Annotated in this window: 18 protein-coding genes; all 18 read left to right on the top strand. The window is 49.0% G+C overall.

Annotated elements, in window-relative coordinates:
• Window positions 1-11 precede the first annotated feature (11 nt).
• The 18 genes from nusA (at window position 12) to dapA (ending at window position 18,239) form a co-directional block, all read left to right on the top strand.
• Window positions 12-1,109, top strand: coding sequence for a transcription termination factor NusA (gene nusA / locus IEW11_RS15615; RefSeq protein ID WP_188531999.1), 1,098 nt, complete (start codon window positions 12-14; stop codon window positions 1,107-1,109).
• A 46-nt stretch (window positions 1,110-1,155) separates the two neighbouring features.
• Window positions 1,156-1,470: an RNase P modulator RnpM gene (rnpM, locus tag IEW11_RS15610; RefSeq protein ID WP_188531998.1), complete on the top strand. Its 315-nt coding sequence runs from the start codon at window positions 1,156-1,158 to the stop codon at window positions 1,468-1,470.
• Entirely contained in the window at window positions 1,454-1,786 is a 333-nt protein-coding gene (locus IEW11_RS15605; protein ID WP_188531997.1) for a L7Ae/L30e/S12e/Gadd45 family ribosomal protein, read from the top strand. The genes rnpM and IEW11_RS15605 overlap by 17 nt, the downstream gene beginning before the upstream one ends.
• Window positions 1,779-4,460 carry a translation initiation factor IF-2 gene (infB, locus tag IEW11_RS15600; RefSeq protein ID WP_188531996.1) on the top strand — a complete coding sequence of 894 codons (2,682 nt, stop codon included), beginning with the start codon at window positions 1,779-1,781 and terminating at the stop codon, window positions 4,458-4,460. Before IEW11_RS15605 ends, infB begins: the two co-directional genes overlap by 8 nt.
• A gap of 7 nt (window positions 4,461-4,467) precedes the next feature.
• The gene (gene rbfA, locus IEW11_RS15595; RefSeq protein WP_188531995.1) at window positions 4,468-4,821 is read left to right on the top strand and encodes a 30S ribosome-binding factor RbfA; all 354 of its coding nucleotides are present in this window, start codon (window positions 4,468-4,470) and stop codon (window positions 4,819-4,821) included.
• Window positions 4,821-5,810: a DHH family phosphoesterase gene (locus tag IEW11_RS15590; protein WP_188532132.1), complete on the top strand. Its 990-nt coding sequence runs from the start codon at window positions 4,821-4,823 to the stop codon at window positions 5,808-5,810. The genes rbfA and IEW11_RS15590 overlap by 1 nt, the downstream gene beginning before the upstream one ends.
• Window positions 5,811-6,725, top strand: a complete 915-nt coding sequence (gene truB, locus IEW11_RS15585; protein ID WP_188531994.1) for a tRNA pseudouridine(55) synthase TruB — start codon at window positions 5,811-5,813, stop codon at window positions 6,723-6,725.
• A 31-nt stretch (window positions 6,726-6,756) separates the two neighbouring features.
• Complete coding sequence (locus IEW11_RS15580) at window positions 6,757-7,722, top strand: bifunctional riboflavin kinase/FAD synthetase (RefSeq protein WP_188531993.1); 966 nt, start codon at window positions 6,757-6,759, stop codon at window positions 7,720-7,722.
• Window positions 7,723-7,877: 155 nt separating this feature from the next.
• The gene (gene rpsO, locus IEW11_RS15575; RefSeq protein WP_111149039.1) at window positions 7,878-8,147 is read left to right on the top strand and encodes a 30S ribosomal protein S15; all 270 of its coding nucleotides are present in this window, start codon (window positions 7,878-7,880) and stop codon (window positions 8,145-8,147) included.
• Window positions 8,148-8,316: 169 nt separating this feature from the next.
• A complete protein-coding gene (gene pnp, locus IEW11_RS15570; RefSeq protein WP_188531992.1) occupies window positions 8,317-10,416 on the top strand; it encodes a polyribonucleotide nucleotidyltransferase in 2,100 nt (699 codons plus the stop codon).
• A 139-nt stretch (window positions 10,417-10,555) separates the two neighbouring features.
• Window positions 10,556-11,548 (top strand): polysaccharide deacetylase family protein, encoded by a 993-nt coding sequence (locus IEW11_RS15565; protein ID WP_188531991.1) that lies wholly within the window; start codon window positions 10,556-10,558, stop codon window positions 11,546-11,548.
• Window positions 11,549-11,590: 42 nt separating this feature from the next.
• On the top strand, window positions 11,591-12,856 hold the full coding sequence (locus tag IEW11_RS15560) for a M16 family metallopeptidase (protein ID WP_188531990.1): 1,266 nt from the start codon (window positions 11,591-11,593) through the stop codon (window positions 12,854-12,856).
• Entirely contained in the window at window positions 12,837-13,280 is a 444-nt protein-coding gene (gene dut, locus IEW11_RS15555) for a dUTP diphosphatase (protein WP_188531989.1), read from the top strand. The genes IEW11_RS15560 and dut overlap by 20 nt, the downstream gene beginning before the upstream one ends.
• Window positions 13,281-13,403: 123 nt before the next feature.
• Window positions 13,404-14,303 (top strand): dipicolinate synthase subunit DpsA, encoded by a 900-nt coding sequence (dpsA, locus tag IEW11_RS15550; protein ID WP_188531988.1) that lies wholly within the window; start codon window positions 13,404-13,406, stop codon window positions 14,301-14,303.
• Window positions 14,300-14,893: a dipicolinate synthase subunit B gene (locus IEW11_RS15545; RefSeq protein WP_188531987.1), complete on the top strand. Its 594-nt coding sequence runs from the start codon at window positions 14,300-14,302 to the stop codon at window positions 14,891-14,893. The genes dpsA and IEW11_RS15545 overlap by 4 nt, the downstream gene beginning before the upstream one ends.
• Window positions 14,894-14,950: 57 nt before the next feature.
• A complete protein-coding gene (locus IEW11_RS15540) occupies window positions 14,951-15,991 on the top strand; it encodes an aspartate-semialdehyde dehydrogenase (RefSeq protein ID WP_188531986.1) in 1,041 nt (346 codons plus the stop codon).
• Window positions 15,992-16,055: 64 nt separating this feature from the next.
• Complete coding sequence (gene dapG / locus IEW11_RS15535) at window positions 16,056-17,270, top strand: aspartate kinase (RefSeq protein WP_188531985.1); 1,215 nt, start codon at window positions 16,056-16,058, stop codon at window positions 17,268-17,270.
• Window positions 17,271-17,366: 96 nt separating this feature from the next.
• On the top strand, window positions 17,367-18,239 hold the full coding sequence (gene dapA, locus IEW11_RS15530; protein WP_188531984.1) for a 4-hydroxy-tetrahydrodipicolinate synthase: 873 nt from the start codon (window positions 17,367-17,369) through the stop codon (window positions 18,237-18,239).
• Window positions 18,240-18,355 lie beyond the last annotated feature (116 nt).

Raw genomic sequence — 18,355 nt, 5'->3', positions numbered from 1 at the left:
ACTCATTTCAAATGAGCATGGATTTTATTGAAGCACTGTCGGAAATCGAACGGGATAAGGGAATCAGCAAAGACGTTTTAATTGAGGCGATCGAAGCTGCTCTGATCTCCAGCTACAAGCGTAATTTTAACACCGCCCAGAATGTTCGTGTGGACATCAATCGCTTTACCGGTGTAATTAAAGTTTACGCGCGCAAAAACGTTGTTGAAGAGGTGTTGGATCCGCGGCTGGAAATTTCAGTTGAAGCAGCACGCGAGGTCAACCCGCACTACCACCTGGAAGATATCGCCGAGATCGAAGTCACGCCAAGGGATTTTGGCCGGATTGCAGCGCAGACAGCCAAACAGGTTGTAACGCAGCGCATTAGGGAAGCTGAACGCGGGCTAATCTACAATGCGTTTATCGACAAGGAAGAGGATATCGTTAACGGGATCGTGCAGCGGCAAGATACGCGCAATCTGTTCGTCGATCTGGGGAAAGTGGAAGCGGTGCTGCCATTGACGGAATTGATGCCGACGGACAAATTTAAACACGGCGACCGTGTGAAATCCTTCATTACGAAGGTAGAGAATACGACAAAGGGACCGCAGATTATTTTGTCCCGCACACATCCTGGTTTGCTCAAACGTTTGTTCGAGCTGGAAGTTCCGGAAATTTATGACGGTGTAGTGGAGATTCGTTCGGTAGCCCGGGAAGCCGGTTTCCGTTCTAAGATTGCAGTACACTCCCGCAATGAAGAAGTAGATCCGGTTGGATCCTGCGTCGGTCCTAAGGGAATGCGGGTACAGACGATCGTCACTGAGCTTAAAGGCGAGAAAATCGATATCGTGCGTTGGTCCGAAAACGTGGATGAATATGTGGCGAATGCGCTTAGCCCTTCCAAAGTTTTGGAGGTTATCGTATTCGAACAAGAGAAAATGGCCAGAGTGATCGTACCGGATTATCAGCTGTCGCTGGCAATTGGGATCAAAGGCCAAAATGCGCGCCTTGCGGCAAAGCTGACAGGCTGGAAGATCGACATTAAAAGCGAGACCCAAGCGGAGCAGGAATACGGCCGTCCGCGTACGGAAGAGGGCACCATGCATCAGGATTCTGTCTCCATCGATTGATTCTGCTGGTGTACCCTGGCAGATCAAGGAAACGGAGGGAGCAAGCATGAAGCCGAGAAAAATACCGCTTCGCAAATGCGTGGCATGTCAAGAAATGATGCCCAAGAAAGAACTCATTCGTATCGTACGCACCCCGTCCGAAGAAACGTTAATCGACCTGACGGGGAAGAAAGCCGGCCGCGGCGCATACCTTTGTGGAAAAGTGAGCTGCTTTAAGCTAGCCAAAAAAAGCAAGGCGTTGGATCGTGCTCTAAAGGTTACCGTCCAACCGGAAATCTATGACCAATTGGAACAGGATTTCATTGAGGTACAGGATGAGTTTCTTGCCGGTAAGGAGTCGTCCAATGACAACGGCGAATAAAGCGTTATCCGCGCTGGGTATGGCAATGCGGGCGGGCAAGCTCGTAACAGGCGATGAAACTGTGCTTAAGGCCGTCCGGCAAGGAAAGGCACATCTGGTGATTGTTGCCGGAGACGCTTCGGAAAACACGAAAAAGAAATTTCGTGATAAATGCGATTCTTACGGGGTTACTATGATGGAAGCTTTTGACCGGGAAACTATCGGCAATGCAATCGGAAAAGCGGAGAGAGTGCTCATAGCTGTAACTGACCACGGTTTCGCATCGATGATACGAAAGCATTTGAGTCATCTTACGGAGGTGGAGAATATTGAGTAAACAAGACAACAAGGATAAATTACGCGTATATGAATATGCAAAATCGCTCAATATGAGCAGTAAAGAAATTATTACAATCCTGAAACGTCTGAACCTTCCTGTAAATAACCATATGAGCGTCATGGAAAATGAGATGGTGAACAAGGTGGAAGGTTTTTTTCGGGACATTAAAGCCAATGCAGCTGCAAAGCGGGCTCAGGACAGCAACGTGACCGTATCTGCTGCGGCAGCGGCTTCGAACAGTGCAAAAACGCAAGAGGCCAGGAGCCCGCAGGCTGGGCAGCCATCACAACCAAGCCAAACCCAACTTCAAGGAAACAAAAATAACCAGAATCGACAGGAGCCTATGAATTCAACAGAACAAAGATCTAATACCCAAAACAATCAGCAACAACGACCTGCACAAAACGCATCAGGCGAAGGGCAGAGAAGACATAATCCACAAGGTCAAAGCCAAGGCGCAGGACGCACGAATCAACAGCAGCGTCCTGCCCAAAACGGTTCCGGGCGTCCAGCACCAGGAGGCCAAGGCGCAGGACGTAACAATGGAACAGGACGTCCAGCTCCAAGCGGACAGGGCGGTCAAGGCGGTCAAGGCGGCCAGCGTACCGGCCAGCAGCGTCCTGGTGGTCAAAGCTCCCCCGGCGGTCAAGGCGGAGGACAGCGTTTTGACAACAATCGTCCTTCTCAGCCGAACCGACCAGCTGCCGCACCGGCAGGAGGCCGTTCTACTGATTCCGATGCTTCACGCGCTGGAGGAAACGCAGGAAGAAACAATAGAAAAACAAATCAAAACCCGAGCCAGAAACGCTTTGAAGATTCCCGTGGCGGCAATTTCAGAGGCGGCAACAACCGTGGCGGCAAAAATAACCGTCGTGGCGGCAATAACCAAAATCAACCGCCGCGCGAGAAGATTGACAATACACCAAAGAAAATTATCGTCCGCGGCAATATGACCGTTGGCGAGCTTGCTAAGCTTCTGCATAAAGATGCTTCTGAGGTCATCAAGAAGTTAATGTTCTTAGGCGTGATGGCTACCATCAACCAAGAGCTCGATTTGGACGCTGTTCAGCTTGTAGCTAATGAATATTCCGTGGAAGTCGAACTTAAAATTCCGGTTGAAGAAGATGCTTTCGAAACCTTCGAAGAAAATGATGATGAAGCAGATCTGGTGGCTCGTCCTGCAGTCGTTACCATTATGGGTCACGTTGACCATGGTAAAACCACATTGCTTGACGCGATTCGCCATACGAACGTAACGGGTGGAGAAGCTGGCGGGATTACACAGCACATCGGCGCTTATCAAGTTGAGGTTAACCATAAGAAAATCACATTCCTCGATACGCCGGGTCACGAAGCGTTCACAACAATGCGTGCGCGCGGAGCTCAGGTAACGGATATTACAATTCTTGTTGTAGCGGCGGATGACGGCGTTATGCCGCAAACCGTTGAAGCCATTAACCATGCGAAGGCAGCGGGCGTGCCGATTATTGTCGCTGTGAACAAAATCGATAAACCGGATGCAAACCCGGATAAAATCAAACAAGAATTGACGGAATATGAGCTGGTACCGGAAGAGTGGGGCGGCGATACCATTTTCGTTAACCTTTCCGCAAAACAGCGCATTGGCCTGGAGGATCTGCTTGAGATGATCCTGCTTGTCGCTGAAGTGAATGACTACAAAGCGAATCCGAACAAGCGCGCCCGTGCTACCGTCCTTGAGGCTGAGCTTGATAAAGGTAAAGGACCGGTTGCGCGTATCCTCGTTCAACACGGTACGTTAAAAATTGGCGATGCTTTCGTAGCAGGCAATTGCTTTGGACGCGTCCGCGCAATGGTCAATGATAAAGGCCGTAAAATGAAGGAAGCTGGACCGTCCACACCGGTTGAAATTACCGGATTAACGGAAGTTCCTTTAGCTGGGGATCCATTCCTTGCTTTCGAAGATGAGCGCAAAGCACGTGCCATCGCGGAGCGCCGTGCGATTAAACATCGTCAATCCGAGCTCGGCTCGCACACACGCGTTACGTTGGACGATCTGTACCAGCACATCAAAGAAGGCGAGATCAAAGACCTTTACGTCATTATCAAAGCCGATGTGCAGGGTTCTTTCGAGGCGCTGAAGGGCTCATTGGAAAAAATCGAAATCGAAGGCGTACGCGTAAAAATCATTCACAGCGGCGTAGGTGCGATTACAGAATCCGATATTATTTTGGCCTCTGCATCCAACGCCATCGTTATCGGCTTCAACGTCCGTCCAGAACCGCAAGCGAAGCAAACCGCCGAGCAGGAGAAGGTTGATATCCGTCTCCATCGTGTCATCTATAATGTCATCGATGAAATCGAGCAAGCGATGAAAGGTATGCTTGATCCTGTATTCAAGGAGAGCGTTATTGGGCACGCTGAAGTAAGAAACCTCTTCAAAGTAAGCAAGGTGGGAACGATTGCGGGATGTATGGTAACATCCGGTAAGATTACCCGCTCTGCAGAAGCTCGTGTAATCCGTAACGGAATCGTCGTTTTCGAAGGCAAAATCGAATCATTGAAACGATTTAAAGACGATGCGAAAGAAGTTGCGCAAGGATATGAATGCGGGATTACCCTTGATCGTTATAACGATTTGAAGGAAGGGGATACCATCGAAGCCTTCGTTATGGAAACTGTAGAGAGGTGAGTCAAGCATGGCGAAAATTCGGGTAGGCCGAGTTGGAGAGCAGATAAAAAAAGAATTAAGCCAAATTATACAAACAGAACTCAAGGATCCGAGAATCGGGTTTATAACGGTAACCGGCGTCGAGGTAACCAGCGATCTCTCGCAAGCTAAAGTGTTTCTAAGTGTGCTTGGCAGTGACGAGCAAAAAGAAGAAACATTGAAGGCTTTAGGGAAAGGATCAGGTTTCATTCGGTCAGAGCTTGGTAAAAGAGTTCGTTTGCGCCATACACCAGAGCTTATATTCAAGTTTGACAGCAGCATTGAATATGGCAGCCGTATCGAATCGCTGCTGGAACAAATCAATGGGAAAGAATCCGTATGATGGAATCGCAGGCTGATTATAAGCAGCGGCTCACAGACGCAATAGACTTTATCAAAACGGGAGACGACTATTTGGTCGTCTCCCATGTTCAGCCGGACGGCGATGCGATCAGCTCTACCGTTGTCGTAGCTTGGCTGCTTGCCAAGTTAGGCAAGAAAGCAGTCCTTATTAATGAGGGCGCAGTGCCCTCCCGTCTTCATTATCTTACTTTGGCCGACCAGATCGGCAACTTGTCAAAAGCTCCGCTTGAACGGAAGTTTTCAAGAGTAATCAGCGTTGATTGTGCGGATTTCAAACGCATTGGACTCGTAAGCGAATGGTTCAGCCCGGATGTCCAATTGCTTAATATTGACCATCACCCCACGAACGACGGATTCGGCTCGACGAATTTGATTCGTACCGATGCCGCAGCGACCGTGGAAATTTTATATGATCTTGTCGAGTATATGGAGCTCGAGCTTGATGTCGAAGCTGCGACTGCTATTTATACGGGATTGCTGACAGATACAGGCGGTTTCCGTTATTCGAACACAAGTCCTCATGTCATGGAAGTGGCATCGAAGCTTCTTATGAAGGGCGTCAACGGCAATGAGCTCGCCGACCATCTGCTCGAAAAGATGTCGATGCCGCAGCTGCGCCTCCTGCAAAGAGGGCTTTCGCGATTAACGTTTACAGAGGATGGGAAAATCGGTTGGCTGTACATTGAACCGTCGGATCTTGTTGAAACGGGAGCGGTCGGCGAGGATTTGGAAGGGCTGGTCAATTACGCACGCAACATTGACGGTGTTGAAGTCGGCATTCTGTTTAAAAGTACGGAGGAAGGCCAGATCAAAGTCAGCCTTCGTTCGGCCGGCGTTGTGGATGTCGCAGCAATTGCCCAAATGTTCGGCGGCGGCGGCCATGTCCGGGCCGCAGGTTGCCGTCTTGACGCTACGCTGACTGATGCAAGCACTCAGGTTGTGAATGCAATCAGGAGGGTACTGATTTAGATGAATGGAATTTTGGCAGTATGGAAGCCGGCCGGCTGGACGTCGCACGATGTTGTCGCCAAAGCTAGAAGACTGCTTCGCACAAAACGCATAGGCCATGCGGGCACATTAGATCCTGAGGTAACCGGCGTATTGCCGCTGTGCATCGGAAGGGCGACTCGAGTGGTAGAATACATGCAGGAGCTTCCGAAAGCTTATGAAGCGGTGCTTCAATTCGGCGTAAGCACGGATACGGAGGATCTTACCGGTACAGTGACTGAGACTGCCCTGAATGTCAGCCTAACTGAGGAGCAGGTGCGTAATGCGCTCGATTCCTTTGTTGGTGAGATTGAGCAGGTTCCGCCAATGTACTCGGCTGTTCGTGTCGACGGAAAGCGTCTGTACGAGCTCGCTCGTGAAGGTAAGGTCGTTGAACGCAAGAAGCGGAAGGCAACAATTCATGAGATTCAATTATTATCACTTGATTTGGAGGCTGCTCACCCGCGTATCACATTCCATGTGACTTGTTCTAAAGGTACTTATATCCGTACACTCTGTGTTGATATCGGCAAGGCGCTTGGTGTGCCTGCTGCGATGGCGTCGTTAAAACGAACGCTTTCTGCGGGCTTGACCGAAGCGGACTGTTTAACGCTTGAGCAGATTGAGCAGCTGCAGGGCCAGAATGCGATGATTCCGCGCTTGCTGCCTGTCGATGCCGTATTGAACCATATGGACAAGCTTACCGTTAATCACGAAACAGCAGTGCTTGCGCTGCAGGGAAAAAAACTGGCTTTTGATGACGTGACGCCTAAACCAAGCGGTACCGGACTAACAAGGCTTTATAATGAAGATCAAACTTTTCTAGGTATCTATGAGAAGGACTTCAATAGTGGACTTATTCGGCCTGTTAAAGTATTTTCTCCGGTTGAATCTTAGTTCATGAAAAAGAAATGCAGGTGTAACAGCAGTGGAAATCATCTCGTTGAGTTATCCTTTGTCCGATGACGACCGGTTGGCTTACGGTGTACCCCAGACCATGGCGATCGGCCATTTCGACGGTGTTCATAAAGGACATCAAAAGGTTATATCCCGGGCCGTTCAAGCTGCACGGGCTGAAGGAATTCGGGCTTCAGTTATGACTTTTTCCCCACATCCCAAGGAAGTGCTTGGGCAAGGAGATCGATATATGACGAGCTTGACTCCTCTCGAAGATAAAATGGCTCGATTCGCTGACTTGGGTGTAGACACGGCTTATGTGTTCCGGTTTGATCAAACATTTGCCAAAGTAACACCGGAGCAATTTGTAAGAGAAGTGCTTCAAGCCCTTCAGGTCAAGCGTGCTGTGGTTGGATTTGATTTCACTTTCGGCCACCGTGGAGCAGGCGATCCTGCGATGCTCGAATCATTAGGCGCGCCGTTAATGCAGGTCGATGTAGCTGAACCCTTTCATCTCGATAATAAAAAGGTAAGCAGTACATCGATTAGGGAACGTCTTTTGGAGGGCAATGTAGAGGAAGCTGCACGTTTATTGGGGCGGCCGTATCAGATATCAGGCGTTGTGTCGCATGGCGACGGGCGCGGTCGTACGATCGGCTATCCAACAGCAAACATAAGTCTGTCCGGCAGATATGCACTGCCTCGATTAGGTGTGTACGCGGTCATCCTGCGTGTCGGTGATCGGAGCTGCCCGGGTGTAATGAACATCGGGGTCAAACCGACATTTGGTTCGAATGAAGCGCAGCCTACACCTGAGGTTCATCTTTTTGATTTTAACGGGGATTTGTACGGCCAGTTGGTTCATGTCGATATCCAATCCTTTATTCGAGCGGAACAGAGGTTTAATTCGGTTGAGCAGCTGATTGATCAGATCAATAAAGATGCTTTAATAGCCAGGCAACTGCTGCAGAACATGAATAATATTTCGAGTTTTTAATGCATGAGAGAGAAACATTTACTTTGCTCTTCTCTTTATGTTATAATTGACAACGTTGTGGACACTGCTCTGCAGCACATGAACCATGGCTTGGTCGTTCGCTCTCACCATCGGCGGCGAGGCCATCGGCGATTATAATCAAGGAGGTGAAAAGGATGGCAATTACCCAAGAACGTAAGAATGAATTGATCGAACAGCACAAAACTCACGCAAGTGATACCGGTTCACCGGAAGTGCAAGTCGCTATCCTGACAGAAAACATCGTCAATTTGACGCAGCATCTTCGGGAGCACAAGAAAGATCATCATTCCCGTCGCGGTTTGCTCAAGATGGTAGGTCAGCGCCGTAAGCTGCTGGCATACTTGAAGAACAAAGACGTAAGACGTTATAGCGCGTTGATCGAGAAGCTCGGCCTTCGCCGATAAACAATTGCGGGGAAAAAAGCAACCTGGTTGTTCAGTCGTCCGGTGTTCCGGCGGGGCTGTTCATCGGGTTGCTTTTTGTAAATAACGGCAGCACTTTTGCTTACATAAGCTTTCAAAGCAGGAAATGCCATGAAAGCTGTCGAATGGAAATATTGACAGGAGGGATACCATGTTACAACAAGTTGAAATGCAGCTAGGCGGACGCAAGCTCGTACTGGAAACAGGACGATTAGCCAAACAAGCGAACGCATCTGTTACAGTGAAGTATGGTGACACCGTTGTATTGTGTACCGTTACTGCATCGTCTGCACCTAAAGACCTGGATTTCTTTCCGCTAACCGTTAACTATGAAGAACGGTTATATGCGGTTGGTAAAATTCCTGGCGGATTTATTAAAAGAGAAGGCCGTCCCAGCGAGAAGGCGATTCTTGCAAGCCGGCTGACAGATCGTCCGATTCGTCCGCTTTTCCCGGAAGGCTTCCGCAATGACGTCCAGATTCTTGATCTGGTTATGAGCGTGGATCAGGATTGTTCCCCGCAGATTGCTGCAATGATCGGTACATCCGCAGCGCTCTCAATCTCGGATGTGCCGTTTGACGGCCCTGTCGGAGGCGTGATTGTCGGTCGTGTAGATGGACAGTTCATTATTAATCCAACGATCGAACAAGAAGAGAAAAGCGATATCTACGTTGTCGTAGCCGGCACTAAAGACGCCATCATGATGGTTGAAGCCGAAGCGAATGAAATCTCTGAGGATATCATGCTCGAGGCCATCATGTTCGGTCACGATGAAATTCGCAAGATCGTAGATGTACAGGAAGAGCTTGTTCGCATTGCAGGCAAGCCTAAGATGGAAGTACAGCTGCACGCTGTGAATGCAGACGTGAATCAAGCGGTTCGCGATTATGCGCAGGCTCGACTGGTCGATGCGATTCGCATTCATGAAAAGCATGCCAGACAAGACGCGATCGATGCGATTGAAAACGAAACAGTAGAGCATTTCCAATCCGTATATGCAGAAACGCCTGATTTGATGGATGATGTCAAAGAAGTTCTTCACGACATCGTGAAAGAAGAAGTTCGCAGGTTGATTACTGTAGATAAAATTCGTCCGGACGGACGAGCATTGAATGAAATTCGTCCAATCGAATGTGATGTTGCCCTGCTGCCGCGCACGCATGGCTCTGGCTTGTTCACACGCGGACAGACGCAAGCGCTTAGTATTTGTACACTTGGCGCACTTGGCGATGTTCAAATTTTGGACGGCATCAGCCTTGAGGATACTAAACGTTTCATGCATCATTACAACTTCCCTCCGTTCAGCGTTGGGGAAGCCAGGCCGCTGCGGGCCCCGGGAAGACGCGAAATCGGACACGGAGCGCTTGGCGAGCGCGCATTGTCGAAGGTTATACCGCCGGAAAATGAATTCCCTTATACCATTCGCCTGGTATCTGAGGTTCTTGAATCCAATGGTTCCTCGTCGCAAGCAAGCATTTGCGCAAGCACACTTGCCATGATGGATGCCGGCGTGCCGATTAAAGCACCGGTGGCCGGAGTTGCAATGGGATTGATCAAGGAAGGCGAGCATTTCTCCATTCTGACGGATATTCAAGGGCTGGAAGATCATCTTGGCGATATGGACTTCAAGGTAGCGGGAACTGCAGAAGGCGTGACGGCCATCCAAATGGACATCAAAATTGCCGGTATCGACCGCGCTATTTTGTCCCAAGCACTTGAGCAAGCCCGTGAAGGACGGATGTTCATCCTTGGCAAAATGACTGAGATCATGCAGCAGCCTCGTCCTAGCTTGTCGCAATACGCGCCCAAAATTCTTATTCTTCATATTAATCCGGATAAAATCCGCGATGTTATCGGAGCAGGCGGTAAAATTATCAACAAGATTATTGAAGAAACCGGCGTGAAAATCGACATCGAGCAGGATGGTACGGTGTTTATCGCTTCATCTAACGAAGAGATGAACCAGAAAGCGAAGCAAATCATCGAAGGCATCGTCAAAGAAGTCGTAGTTGGCGAAATCTATGATGGTACGGTTAAACGTGTTGAGAAGTTTGGCGCATTTGTAGAGATTTTACCGGGCAAGGAAGGTCTCGTACACATTTCCCAGCTTGCCGCAGAGCGCGTTGCCAAGACGGAAGATGTTGTCCAAGTCGGAGACAAGATCATGGTAAAAGTAACAGAGATCGATGGACAAGGACGTGTCAACCTCTCCCGCAAAGCAGTATTAGCGGCACAGGTGCCTGCTGAATAATCAGCGCTGTTTAAAGCTTATATAACATAACGACAAAGAGTCAGATTCCCTCTGTCTCTTTTTTGTTTTGCCTGCTGTTTTCGTTTCATATTCTCGTCCCACTCTTCATAGGATGAAGGGAGTGAGAGGAGTTGGGACGATGTTCAGCAAAAAAATAACGCTTATCACCGTCAGTTTAGCAGCAATGCTGGTATTGTTCGGCATGAATGACAGTCTGAATGAATATGTTAGAAATGTTAAGCAGGCCGGCATAACGGTTTCCGCTTTTTTTGACGGGGAAGAAAAGCTGAATGGACCCCTTTATGAGCAAATATTGCAGGAAGCGGCTAAGAGACGGATCCCGCCGGTGGATGCGAAGGTAGATCGCGTATGGAAAGCGATACCTGGTTATAACGGATTAGAAGTGGATGTCGAAAAAACGTACCGAATTGCCAAGTCCGCTCCTTTGCATGAGCCGATTCGTTACATCTATCGTGAGGTTCCGCCTGCAGTAAGCTTGGAAGATTTGGGACCCCATCCGATCTACAAAGGCAACCCGGATAAAAAGATGGCAGCGCTGATGATAAATGTCGCATGGGGAAACGAGTATCTGGAGCCGATGCTGAACGTACTGGATCAGGAGCGTGTTAAAGCCACCTTCTTTTTTGACGGCAGCTGGCTAAAAAGAAATGTCGAAACGGCCAAGCTGATCCAGAGCCGCGGACATGAGATGTCCAATCATGCCTATTCCCATCCGGATATGAGTAAGCTTAGCAGGTCATCGGCCTATCAACAGATTGCAAAGACAGAGGCGCTGTTACAAGAATCATTAAAGGTGAATAATCAGTGGTTCGCTCCTCCTTCAGGAGATTTTAATCAAATGACGGTCGAGGTTGCAGCAGAGCAAGGGCTAAAAACCGTACTGTGGACGCTGGATACCGTAGATTGGCAGAAGCCTTCGCCGGAATGGATCATTCGCAAAATCAGGCTCCGCATTGAACCGGGCGCGTTAATTCTCATGCATCCTACTTCATCTGCCAGTCAGGCGCTGCCAGGCATCATCAGGGAAATTAAAAACAAAGGCTTGGCACTAGGGACGGTAAGCGAGACGTTATCCGAGACACGCGTGCCTGCGGTTGAGCCGGAGCCGTAATTCTGATATAGTGAAATCATTGATTTACAAGGAGGGGACCCGGTGAATAATTATACATTAAAGAACGGACTGCGCGTTGTGATGGAGAACATTCCGACATGCAGGTCGGTTTCCTTCGGCATTTGGGTGAAGACAGGATCCCGGAACGAAACGCCAGATAATAACGGGATATCGCATTTTATCGAACATATGCTTTTTAAAGGAACCAAACAGCGCAGCGCAAAAGATATTGCGGATCTGTTTGACGGCATCGGCGGTAATGTAAATGCTTTTACGTCAAAGGAATATACGTGTTATTTCGCGAAGGTACTCGATCAGCACCTGCCGATTGCAGTGGAAGCGCTGGCCGATATGTTCTTCGAATCCCAGTTTGATCCGGCGGAACTGGCTAAAGAGAAAAACGTCATTTTGGAAGAAATCTCAATGTATGAAGATACACCGGATGACAAGGTGCATGATGAAGCGTCGAGAGCCGCTTTCGGCGACCATCCGCTCGCATATTCAATTCTTGGTTTGGAAGACCGCCTCCAGGCGATGGATTCCGATACCCTGAAGCAGTTTATGCAATCCCATTACCGGATCGACAATACGGTGATTAGCATTGCCGGCAATGTGGACGAAAAGGCGGTATTGGAGCTCCTCGAGAAGTATTTCTCAGCTTTCAGCAACCGTGGAGAGAGCAGTGGCATTGTCGAGCCGAGCTTTAGAGGCGATTATTTGTTCCACAAGAAGAAAACCGAACAGAATCATATCTGCTTGTCTTTTCCAGGCTGCTCGATTTCTGATTCAAAACTATATGCGATGATTCTTCTGAATAATGCAATCGGAGGCGGAATGAGCTCCCGCTTATTCCAGGAAATCAGGGAGAAGCGGGGACTCGCGTACTCGGTATATTCTTACCATACCTCCTATGCGGATAGCGGACTTTTCACCATCTATGCAGGTACGGCTCCCAAGCAAACGAAAGAAGTGTTAGATTTAACCGTTGAGATGATGGGCGAGCTTTTAACGGATGGATTGTCTGATTCTGAGCTGCATCGCGGTAAGGAGCAGCTTAAAGGCAGCCTCATTCTAAGTCTGGAAAGCACCAGCAGCCGAATGAACCGAATCGGCAAAAATGAATTGATGCTGGGAAGGCACTACACGTTGGACGAAATGCTTGAACGTATCGATAACGTAACAATCGAGGATATACAGGATATTACCAAACGTATGCTCTCCGTTCCTTTTGCCGTTTCGATGGTAGGATCAAGCGATAAAGCAGCAGCCGCATTAGGGAGGAATAGTCTTGTATCCAGTTCAATTTAAACGACTGCCGGGTAATGAGGACGTCACGCTTCCTCAGAAAATGTCTGAGTGGGCCAGCGGATTCGATCTTCATGCAGCGGTCACAGAAGAAGTCATTCTGGCACCGGGTGAGCGTAAGCTCATTCCGACCGGATTTGCGATGGCCATGCCGCAGGAGCTTGAGGCCCAGATCCGTCCCCGCAGCGGCCTTGCATACAAACATGGAATCACGTGCCTGAACACGCCGGGAACGATCGATGCGGATTACCGCGGTGAAGTCAAAGTGCTGTTGATCAACCTTGGCCAAGAGCCATTCTCGATTACCCGCGGCGAGCGAATCGCACAGATGGTATTTCAAGTCGTGCCTCAAGTAACGGTTGAGGAAGTCAGTGAGCTCTCCGATACCGTCCGTGGTGCCGGCGGTTTCGGCCACACCGGCAAGTAAAGTATATAGGGTTTCAAAAAAGCCTTGCGAGTTTTTCGCAATGGCTTTTTTTGTTTTTCACCCCCTTCTGGGCGCAAGCATAAGATGATGTATATCCAAGTGCGCAGAAAGGAGTGAGCCAAGATGCTGACAGGGACGCAGGTGTTGGTGCTCGGTGGTGATGCGAGGCAGCTTGAAGTAATCCGCAAGCTCAGCGAATTGGATGCGAGCGTGATGCTAAGCGGGTTCGATGGACTGCTTACCCCGCTTGAAGGAGCGATTCATGTTGAACTGCGCGATGATGTGCTCGAACGGATTGATGTTTTGATCCTGCCTGTTGTAGGAACGGATGATGATGGGGAAGTAACCGCTGTGTTCAGTGATCGCGCGCTAAAGCTGCTGGATGAGCATGTTTCAAAGCTTCAGAAACATTGCAAAGTGTATACGGGCATGGCAAAACCTTATTTGCGGCACCTATGCGAGAATCACGGCATCCGGTTGATTGAATTGCTTGACCGTGACGATGTGGCGATCTACAACTCTATTCCGACGGCGGAAGGGGCTGTCATGATGGCGATTCAAAACACGGACATCACGATTCACGGTTCCGTGTGCATAGTGCTGGGATTAGGCAGAACCGGATATACACTTGCGCGAACATTGCAAGGCCTAGGGGCAAAAGTGAAGATGGGAGTGAGGCGGGAAGAGCATTATGCCAGGGCGTTTGAGATGGGCTTTAAACCCTTCTATATCAAGGATTTAATGCATGAAAGCGGCAATATTGACTTGCTTTTTAATACAATTCCGACTATGATAGTCACAGCGCAAATTATTGCGAAAATGCCTGCCCGCGCCGTTATTATCGACCTGGCTTCCAAGCCTGGCGGTACGGATTTCCGTTTTGCAGAAAAGCGTGGAATCAAGGCGTTGCTAGCTCCCGGACTTCCCGGTATCGTCGCACCGAAAACAGCTGGACGTATCTTAGCGGATTGCTTAAGTCGGTTGATTTCGGATGATATACGACAACGGGGGGATGGACAATGAATTGGCAGGGCAAAACGGTCGGTTATGCTTTATCAGGCTCTCATTGCACTTTTGAGGAAGTCATGCCACAGATCAAACGATTTGTCGATGCAGGCGCAAGCGTTGTACCGATCGTAACGCAGACAATTATGACGACGGACACCAGATTCGGTACTTCTGCAGAATGGCAGCGTCAGCTGAAGGATATAACAGGCAATGAGCTTATTTCAACGATTGTTCAAGCGGAACCGCTGGGACCATCTAAGCTGCTCGATGTTTTGGTGATCGCCCCATGTACGGGGAACACGACGAGCAAGCTGGCCAACGCTATGACTGACAGCGCTGTGCTAATGGCCGCGAAGGCGCAGATGCGTAACCAACGACCAGTTGTACTGGCCGTGTCGACAAATGACGGATTAGGTCTCAATGCATCCAATATCGCAAAGCTCCTGGTAGCTAAACACATTTACTTTGTCCCATTCGGCCAGGATAATCCTCTGCAAAAGCCGAATTCGCTCGTCGCCAGGATGGATTTGATCCTTGAGGCTTGCGAAGCCGCTCTGGAGGGAAAGCAACTGCAGCCAATGCTCATTGAACGATATAGTTATTAACAGGAATGAAGCGATTCATTTTTTAATGTAATGTTTGGAAAGTGGGGAGAGCACTAAATGACGAACCAAAAAATGTTTAACGTTGCCGTGGTTGGGGCGACAGGTGCGGTAGGGGAACAAATTCTTAAACTACTTGAAGAGCGTAACTTCCCGATCAACCAACTGAAGCTTTTATCATCTGCGCGCTCCGCAGGAACCAAAATTACGTTTAAAGGTCAAGAGCTTATCGTAGAGGAAGCAACGCCGGACAGCTTCAAAGGGATTGAGATCGCACTGTTTAGTGCAGGCGGCGACGTCAGTAAAGCACTTGCCTCGCACGCGGTTGCCCATGGCGCTGTATGTATTGATAATACGAATGCATTCCGCATGGATCCGGAAACGCCTCTTATCGTTCCAGAGGTCAATATAGATAAAGTTAGCGAACATAAAGGAATTATTGCAAATCCTAATTGTTCGACAATTCAAATGGTCGCAGCACTGAAACCATTAAGCGACCGTTATGGAATCTCTCGTATCATTGTTTCCACTTATCAAGCCGTTTCCGGGGCAGGAAGCCGGGCGATTGATGAAATGCTGCGCCAAACGAAGGAAGCGCTGGATGGCAATGATATCAATCCTGATATTTTGCCTGTAGGCTCCTTGCCGGTAAAACATCAAATCGCCTTCAATGTAATCCCGCAAATTGATAAGTTCCAAGATAATGGTTATACGCTGGAAGAAATGAAGATGGTACGGGAAACAAAAAAAATTATGGGCGACGAATCCATCGCCGTCACTGCAACCTGTGTACGTGTTCCAGTCGTATATGGTCATTCGGAATCGGTATATGTCGAATTCAAGAATGAGTATGATCTGGAAGACGTAAAACGCATTTTGTCCGAAGCGCCGGGAATTACGCTTGTAGACGATCCAGCTAATCAGCAGTATCCGCTCGCAACCGATTCAGCAGGTAAACCAGACGTCTTTGTTGGCCGATTGCGCCGTGATTTAGGGAGCCCGCTTGGCTTGAATATGTGGATCGTATCAGACAATCTGCTTAAGGGCGCGGCATGGAATGCGGTTCAAATTGCCGAGTACATTGCGATCGGACAAAAATAAATAACACGGGTTTCATTTAACGGAGTTCGGATGTTGCTTCTGTCCGTTACGGAGGATTAGCATCATGCGAATATTGGTTCAAAAGTTTGGAGGCACTTCCCTTTCTACCGAACGAGCCAGAGAACATGTTATCCGTCATATCGAGAGAGAACTGAAACAAGATTACCAACTAGTCATCGTTGTTTCGGCCATGGGCCGAAACGGCGATCCTTATGCGACAGATACATTGTTATCCTTAATTGGAGCTCAGAATAGCACATTGCCTGCAAGGGAGCGGGATTTGCTTCTTTGCTGCGGGGAGATCATTTCTGCAGTTACGCTTTGCGGTCTGCTGCGGGAAAGGCAGATTCCTGCGGTTGTTTTAACAGGCGGCCAAGCCGGTATCATAACGGACGGGCAATATGGCAATGCACGGATTCTGGAGATAAAGCCCGAGCGGATTCAACATCATCTGGATCAGCAATCTCTTGTTATTGTTGCCGGTTTTCAAGGAAGATCCGATTCCGGGGAGCTGACGACACTGGGACGAGGCGGCAGCGACACTTCAGCGACAGCGCTTGGCGCGGCTCTGAAGGCGGAACGGGTGGACATCTATACGGATGTCAACGGCATTTTAACGGCTGATCCGCGAATTGTTGAAAATGCTAAACCTTTAACAAATGTCAGCTATGCCGAAATTTGCAACATGGCCAGGCAAGGAGCGAAGGTGATTCATCCTAGAGCTGTAGAAATCGCCCAGGCGGCGAGTCTGCCGCTGCGGGTTCGTTCAACGTTTTCAGAGGATGAGGGTACGTTAGTCACCCATCTGGGCCCCAAAACGTCCGGATCGGCAGTCAATGACCGCCACGTGACTGGTATTGCCCATGTATCAGGGGTGACGCAAATCTCTGTTACATCTAAGGACAATCAGAGCGATCTTCAGCTGCAGGTGTTTCAAGCGATGGCAATCCATCGAATCAGCGTCGATTTTATCAACGTAACGCCAGGGGCTGCCGTATACACTGTATTTGACGATGACGCTCCCAAAGCGGTCTCCGTTCTACAGCAGAGCGGCTTTGCTCCGCATACATTATCAGGCTGCGCAAAGGTGTCTGTCATAGGCGGCGGAATGAACGGCGTTCCAGGCATAATGGCCCGGATTGTTGAAGCGCTGACAGAGCAAGACATTCAAATCCTCCAATCAGCCGACTCGAACAGTACGATATGGGTACTTGTGAGACAGCAAGATATGGCGGGGGCATTACGCGCACTTCACAGTAAATTCTCGCTGCATCTTTAACAGCGATTTAATTACTAATTAGATAGGATTCTCATAAAACTTAGTGTATGATTACGAAGTTAGTTTGGTTTCGTAAAACTTTTAGGAGGAGTCAACATGGATTTTGGAAGATTAGTGACCGCAATGGTAACCCCTTTTGATGCGGATGGTCAAATTGACTGGGATACGACCGGCCGGTTAATCGACTATTTAATAAACGAGCAGCAGAGCGACAGCCTCGTCGTTGCAGGAACGACCGGAGAATCGCCTACGCTTTCTGACGAGGAGAAGCTGGAGCTGTTTCGCTTTACTGTCAAACATGTTGGGGGAAGGTGCAAGGTCATTGCGGGAACGGGCAGCAATAATACGGCTCATTCCATCCATTTGACTCAAGCGGCAGAAGAAGCGGGGGTTGATGGCATCTTACTTGTCGCGCCATATTATAATCGGCCGAGCCAAGAAGGGATGTACCAGCATTTTTATGCGATTGCACAATCGACGAAGCTGCCTGTCGTCCTTTATAACGTGCCCGGCCGTACTGGTGTCAATATCAGTGTGGAGACAACGCTTCGCTTAGCAGAGGTTGATAACATCGTTGGAACGAAGGACTGCGCGCCATTGGATCAGCTTACGCAGATTATTAGCGGTGCTCCGGAAGGATTCCTCGTATACAGCGGTGACGACAGCGCGACGCTGCCTCTGCTTGCAATCGGGGGCCACGGCATCATTAGCGTAGCCAGCCATATTATCGGCAAAGAAATGAAGTTATTGATTCATTCCTATCTGAAGGGCGATGTGCAGCAGGCTGCAGCGCTTTATCGCCAATACCATCCTATCTTTAAAGGGCTGTTTGAATGCCCGCATCCGGTTCCAAATCCTGTAGCCGTTAAGTACGCACTTGGCTTGCGCGGTTTTCCTGTAGGTGGGGTTAGACTGCCGCTTGTGGGCGTAACAGAAGCGGAAGCGGAATTTTTACGCAAACTTGTTTGATACCCGGGAAGATGGTGAAATGACGGTAAACCGGTGCGTCCAGCATCGGTTTTTCTGTTTTTGGAGAACCTAATGAGAACATAATGACACAAACAAGAAATTAGACTTACTTGTAT

This window comes from Paenibacillus abyssi, from assembly GCF_014640295.1.
Lineage (GTDB): Bacteria > Bacillota > Bacilli > Paenibacillales > Paenibacillaceae > Paenibacillus_D > Paenibacillus_D abyssi.
Note: the sequence above shows the minus strand (reverse complement) of the source record. Positions and strands in the feature narration are given on the sequence as shown.

What these genes read in the sequence shown, in the direction of transcription:
- nusA (WP_188531999.1), top strand. Translation starts at nt 12, where the DNA reads ATGAGCATGGATTTTATTGAAGCACTGTCGGAAATCGAACGGGATAAG.
- rnpM (WP_188531998.1), top strand. Translation starts at nt 1,156, where the DNA reads ATGAAGCCGAGAAAAATACCGCTTCGCAAATGCGTGGCATGTCAAGAA.
- IEW11_RS15605 (WP_188531997.1), top strand. Translation starts at nt 1,454, where the DNA reads ATGACAACGGCGAATAAAGCGTTATCCGCGCTGGGTATGGCAATGCGG.
- rbfA (WP_188531995.1), top strand. Translation starts at nt 4,468, where the DNA reads ATGGCGAAAATTCGGGTAGGCCGAGTTGGAGAGCAGATAAAAAAAGAA.
- IEW11_RS15590 (WP_188532132.1), top strand. Translation starts at nt 4,821, where the DNA reads ATGGAATCGCAGGCTGATTATAAGCAGCGGCTCACAGACGCAATAGAC.
- truB (WP_188531994.1), top strand. Translation starts at nt 5,811, where the DNA reads ATGAATGGAATTTTGGCAGTATGGAAGCCGGCCGGCTGGACGTCGCAC.
- rpsO (WP_111149039.1), top strand. Translation starts at nt 7,878, where the DNA reads ATGGCAATTACCCAAGAACGTAAGAATGAATTGATCGAACAGCACAAA.
- pnp (WP_188531992.1), top strand. Translation starts at nt 8,317, where the DNA reads ATGTTACAACAAGTTGAAATGCAGCTAGGCGGACGCAAGCTCGTACTG.
- IEW11_RS15565 (WP_188531991.1), top strand. Translation starts at nt 10,556, where the DNA reads ATGTTCAGCAAAAAAATAACGCTTATCACCGTCAGTTTAGCAGCAATG.
- dpsA (WP_188531988.1), top strand. Translation starts at nt 13,404, where the DNA reads ATGCTGACAGGGACGCAGGTGTTGGTGCTCGGTGGTGATGCGAGGCAG.
- IEW11_RS15545 (WP_188531987.1), top strand. Translation starts at nt 14,300, where the DNA reads ATGAATTGGCAGGGCAAAACGGTCGGTTATGCTTTATCAGGCTCTCAT.
- IEW11_RS15540 (WP_188531986.1), top strand. Translation starts at nt 14,951, where the DNA reads ATGACGAACCAAAAAATGTTTAACGTTGCCGTGGTTGGGGCGACAGGT.
- dapG (WP_188531985.1), top strand. Translation starts at nt 16,056, where the DNA reads ATGCGAATATTGGTTCAAAAGTTTGGAGGCACTTCCCTTTCTACCGAA.
- dapA (WP_188531984.1), top strand. Translation starts at nt 17,367, where the DNA reads ATGGATTTTGGAAGATTAGTGACCGCAATGGTAACCCCTTTTGATGCG.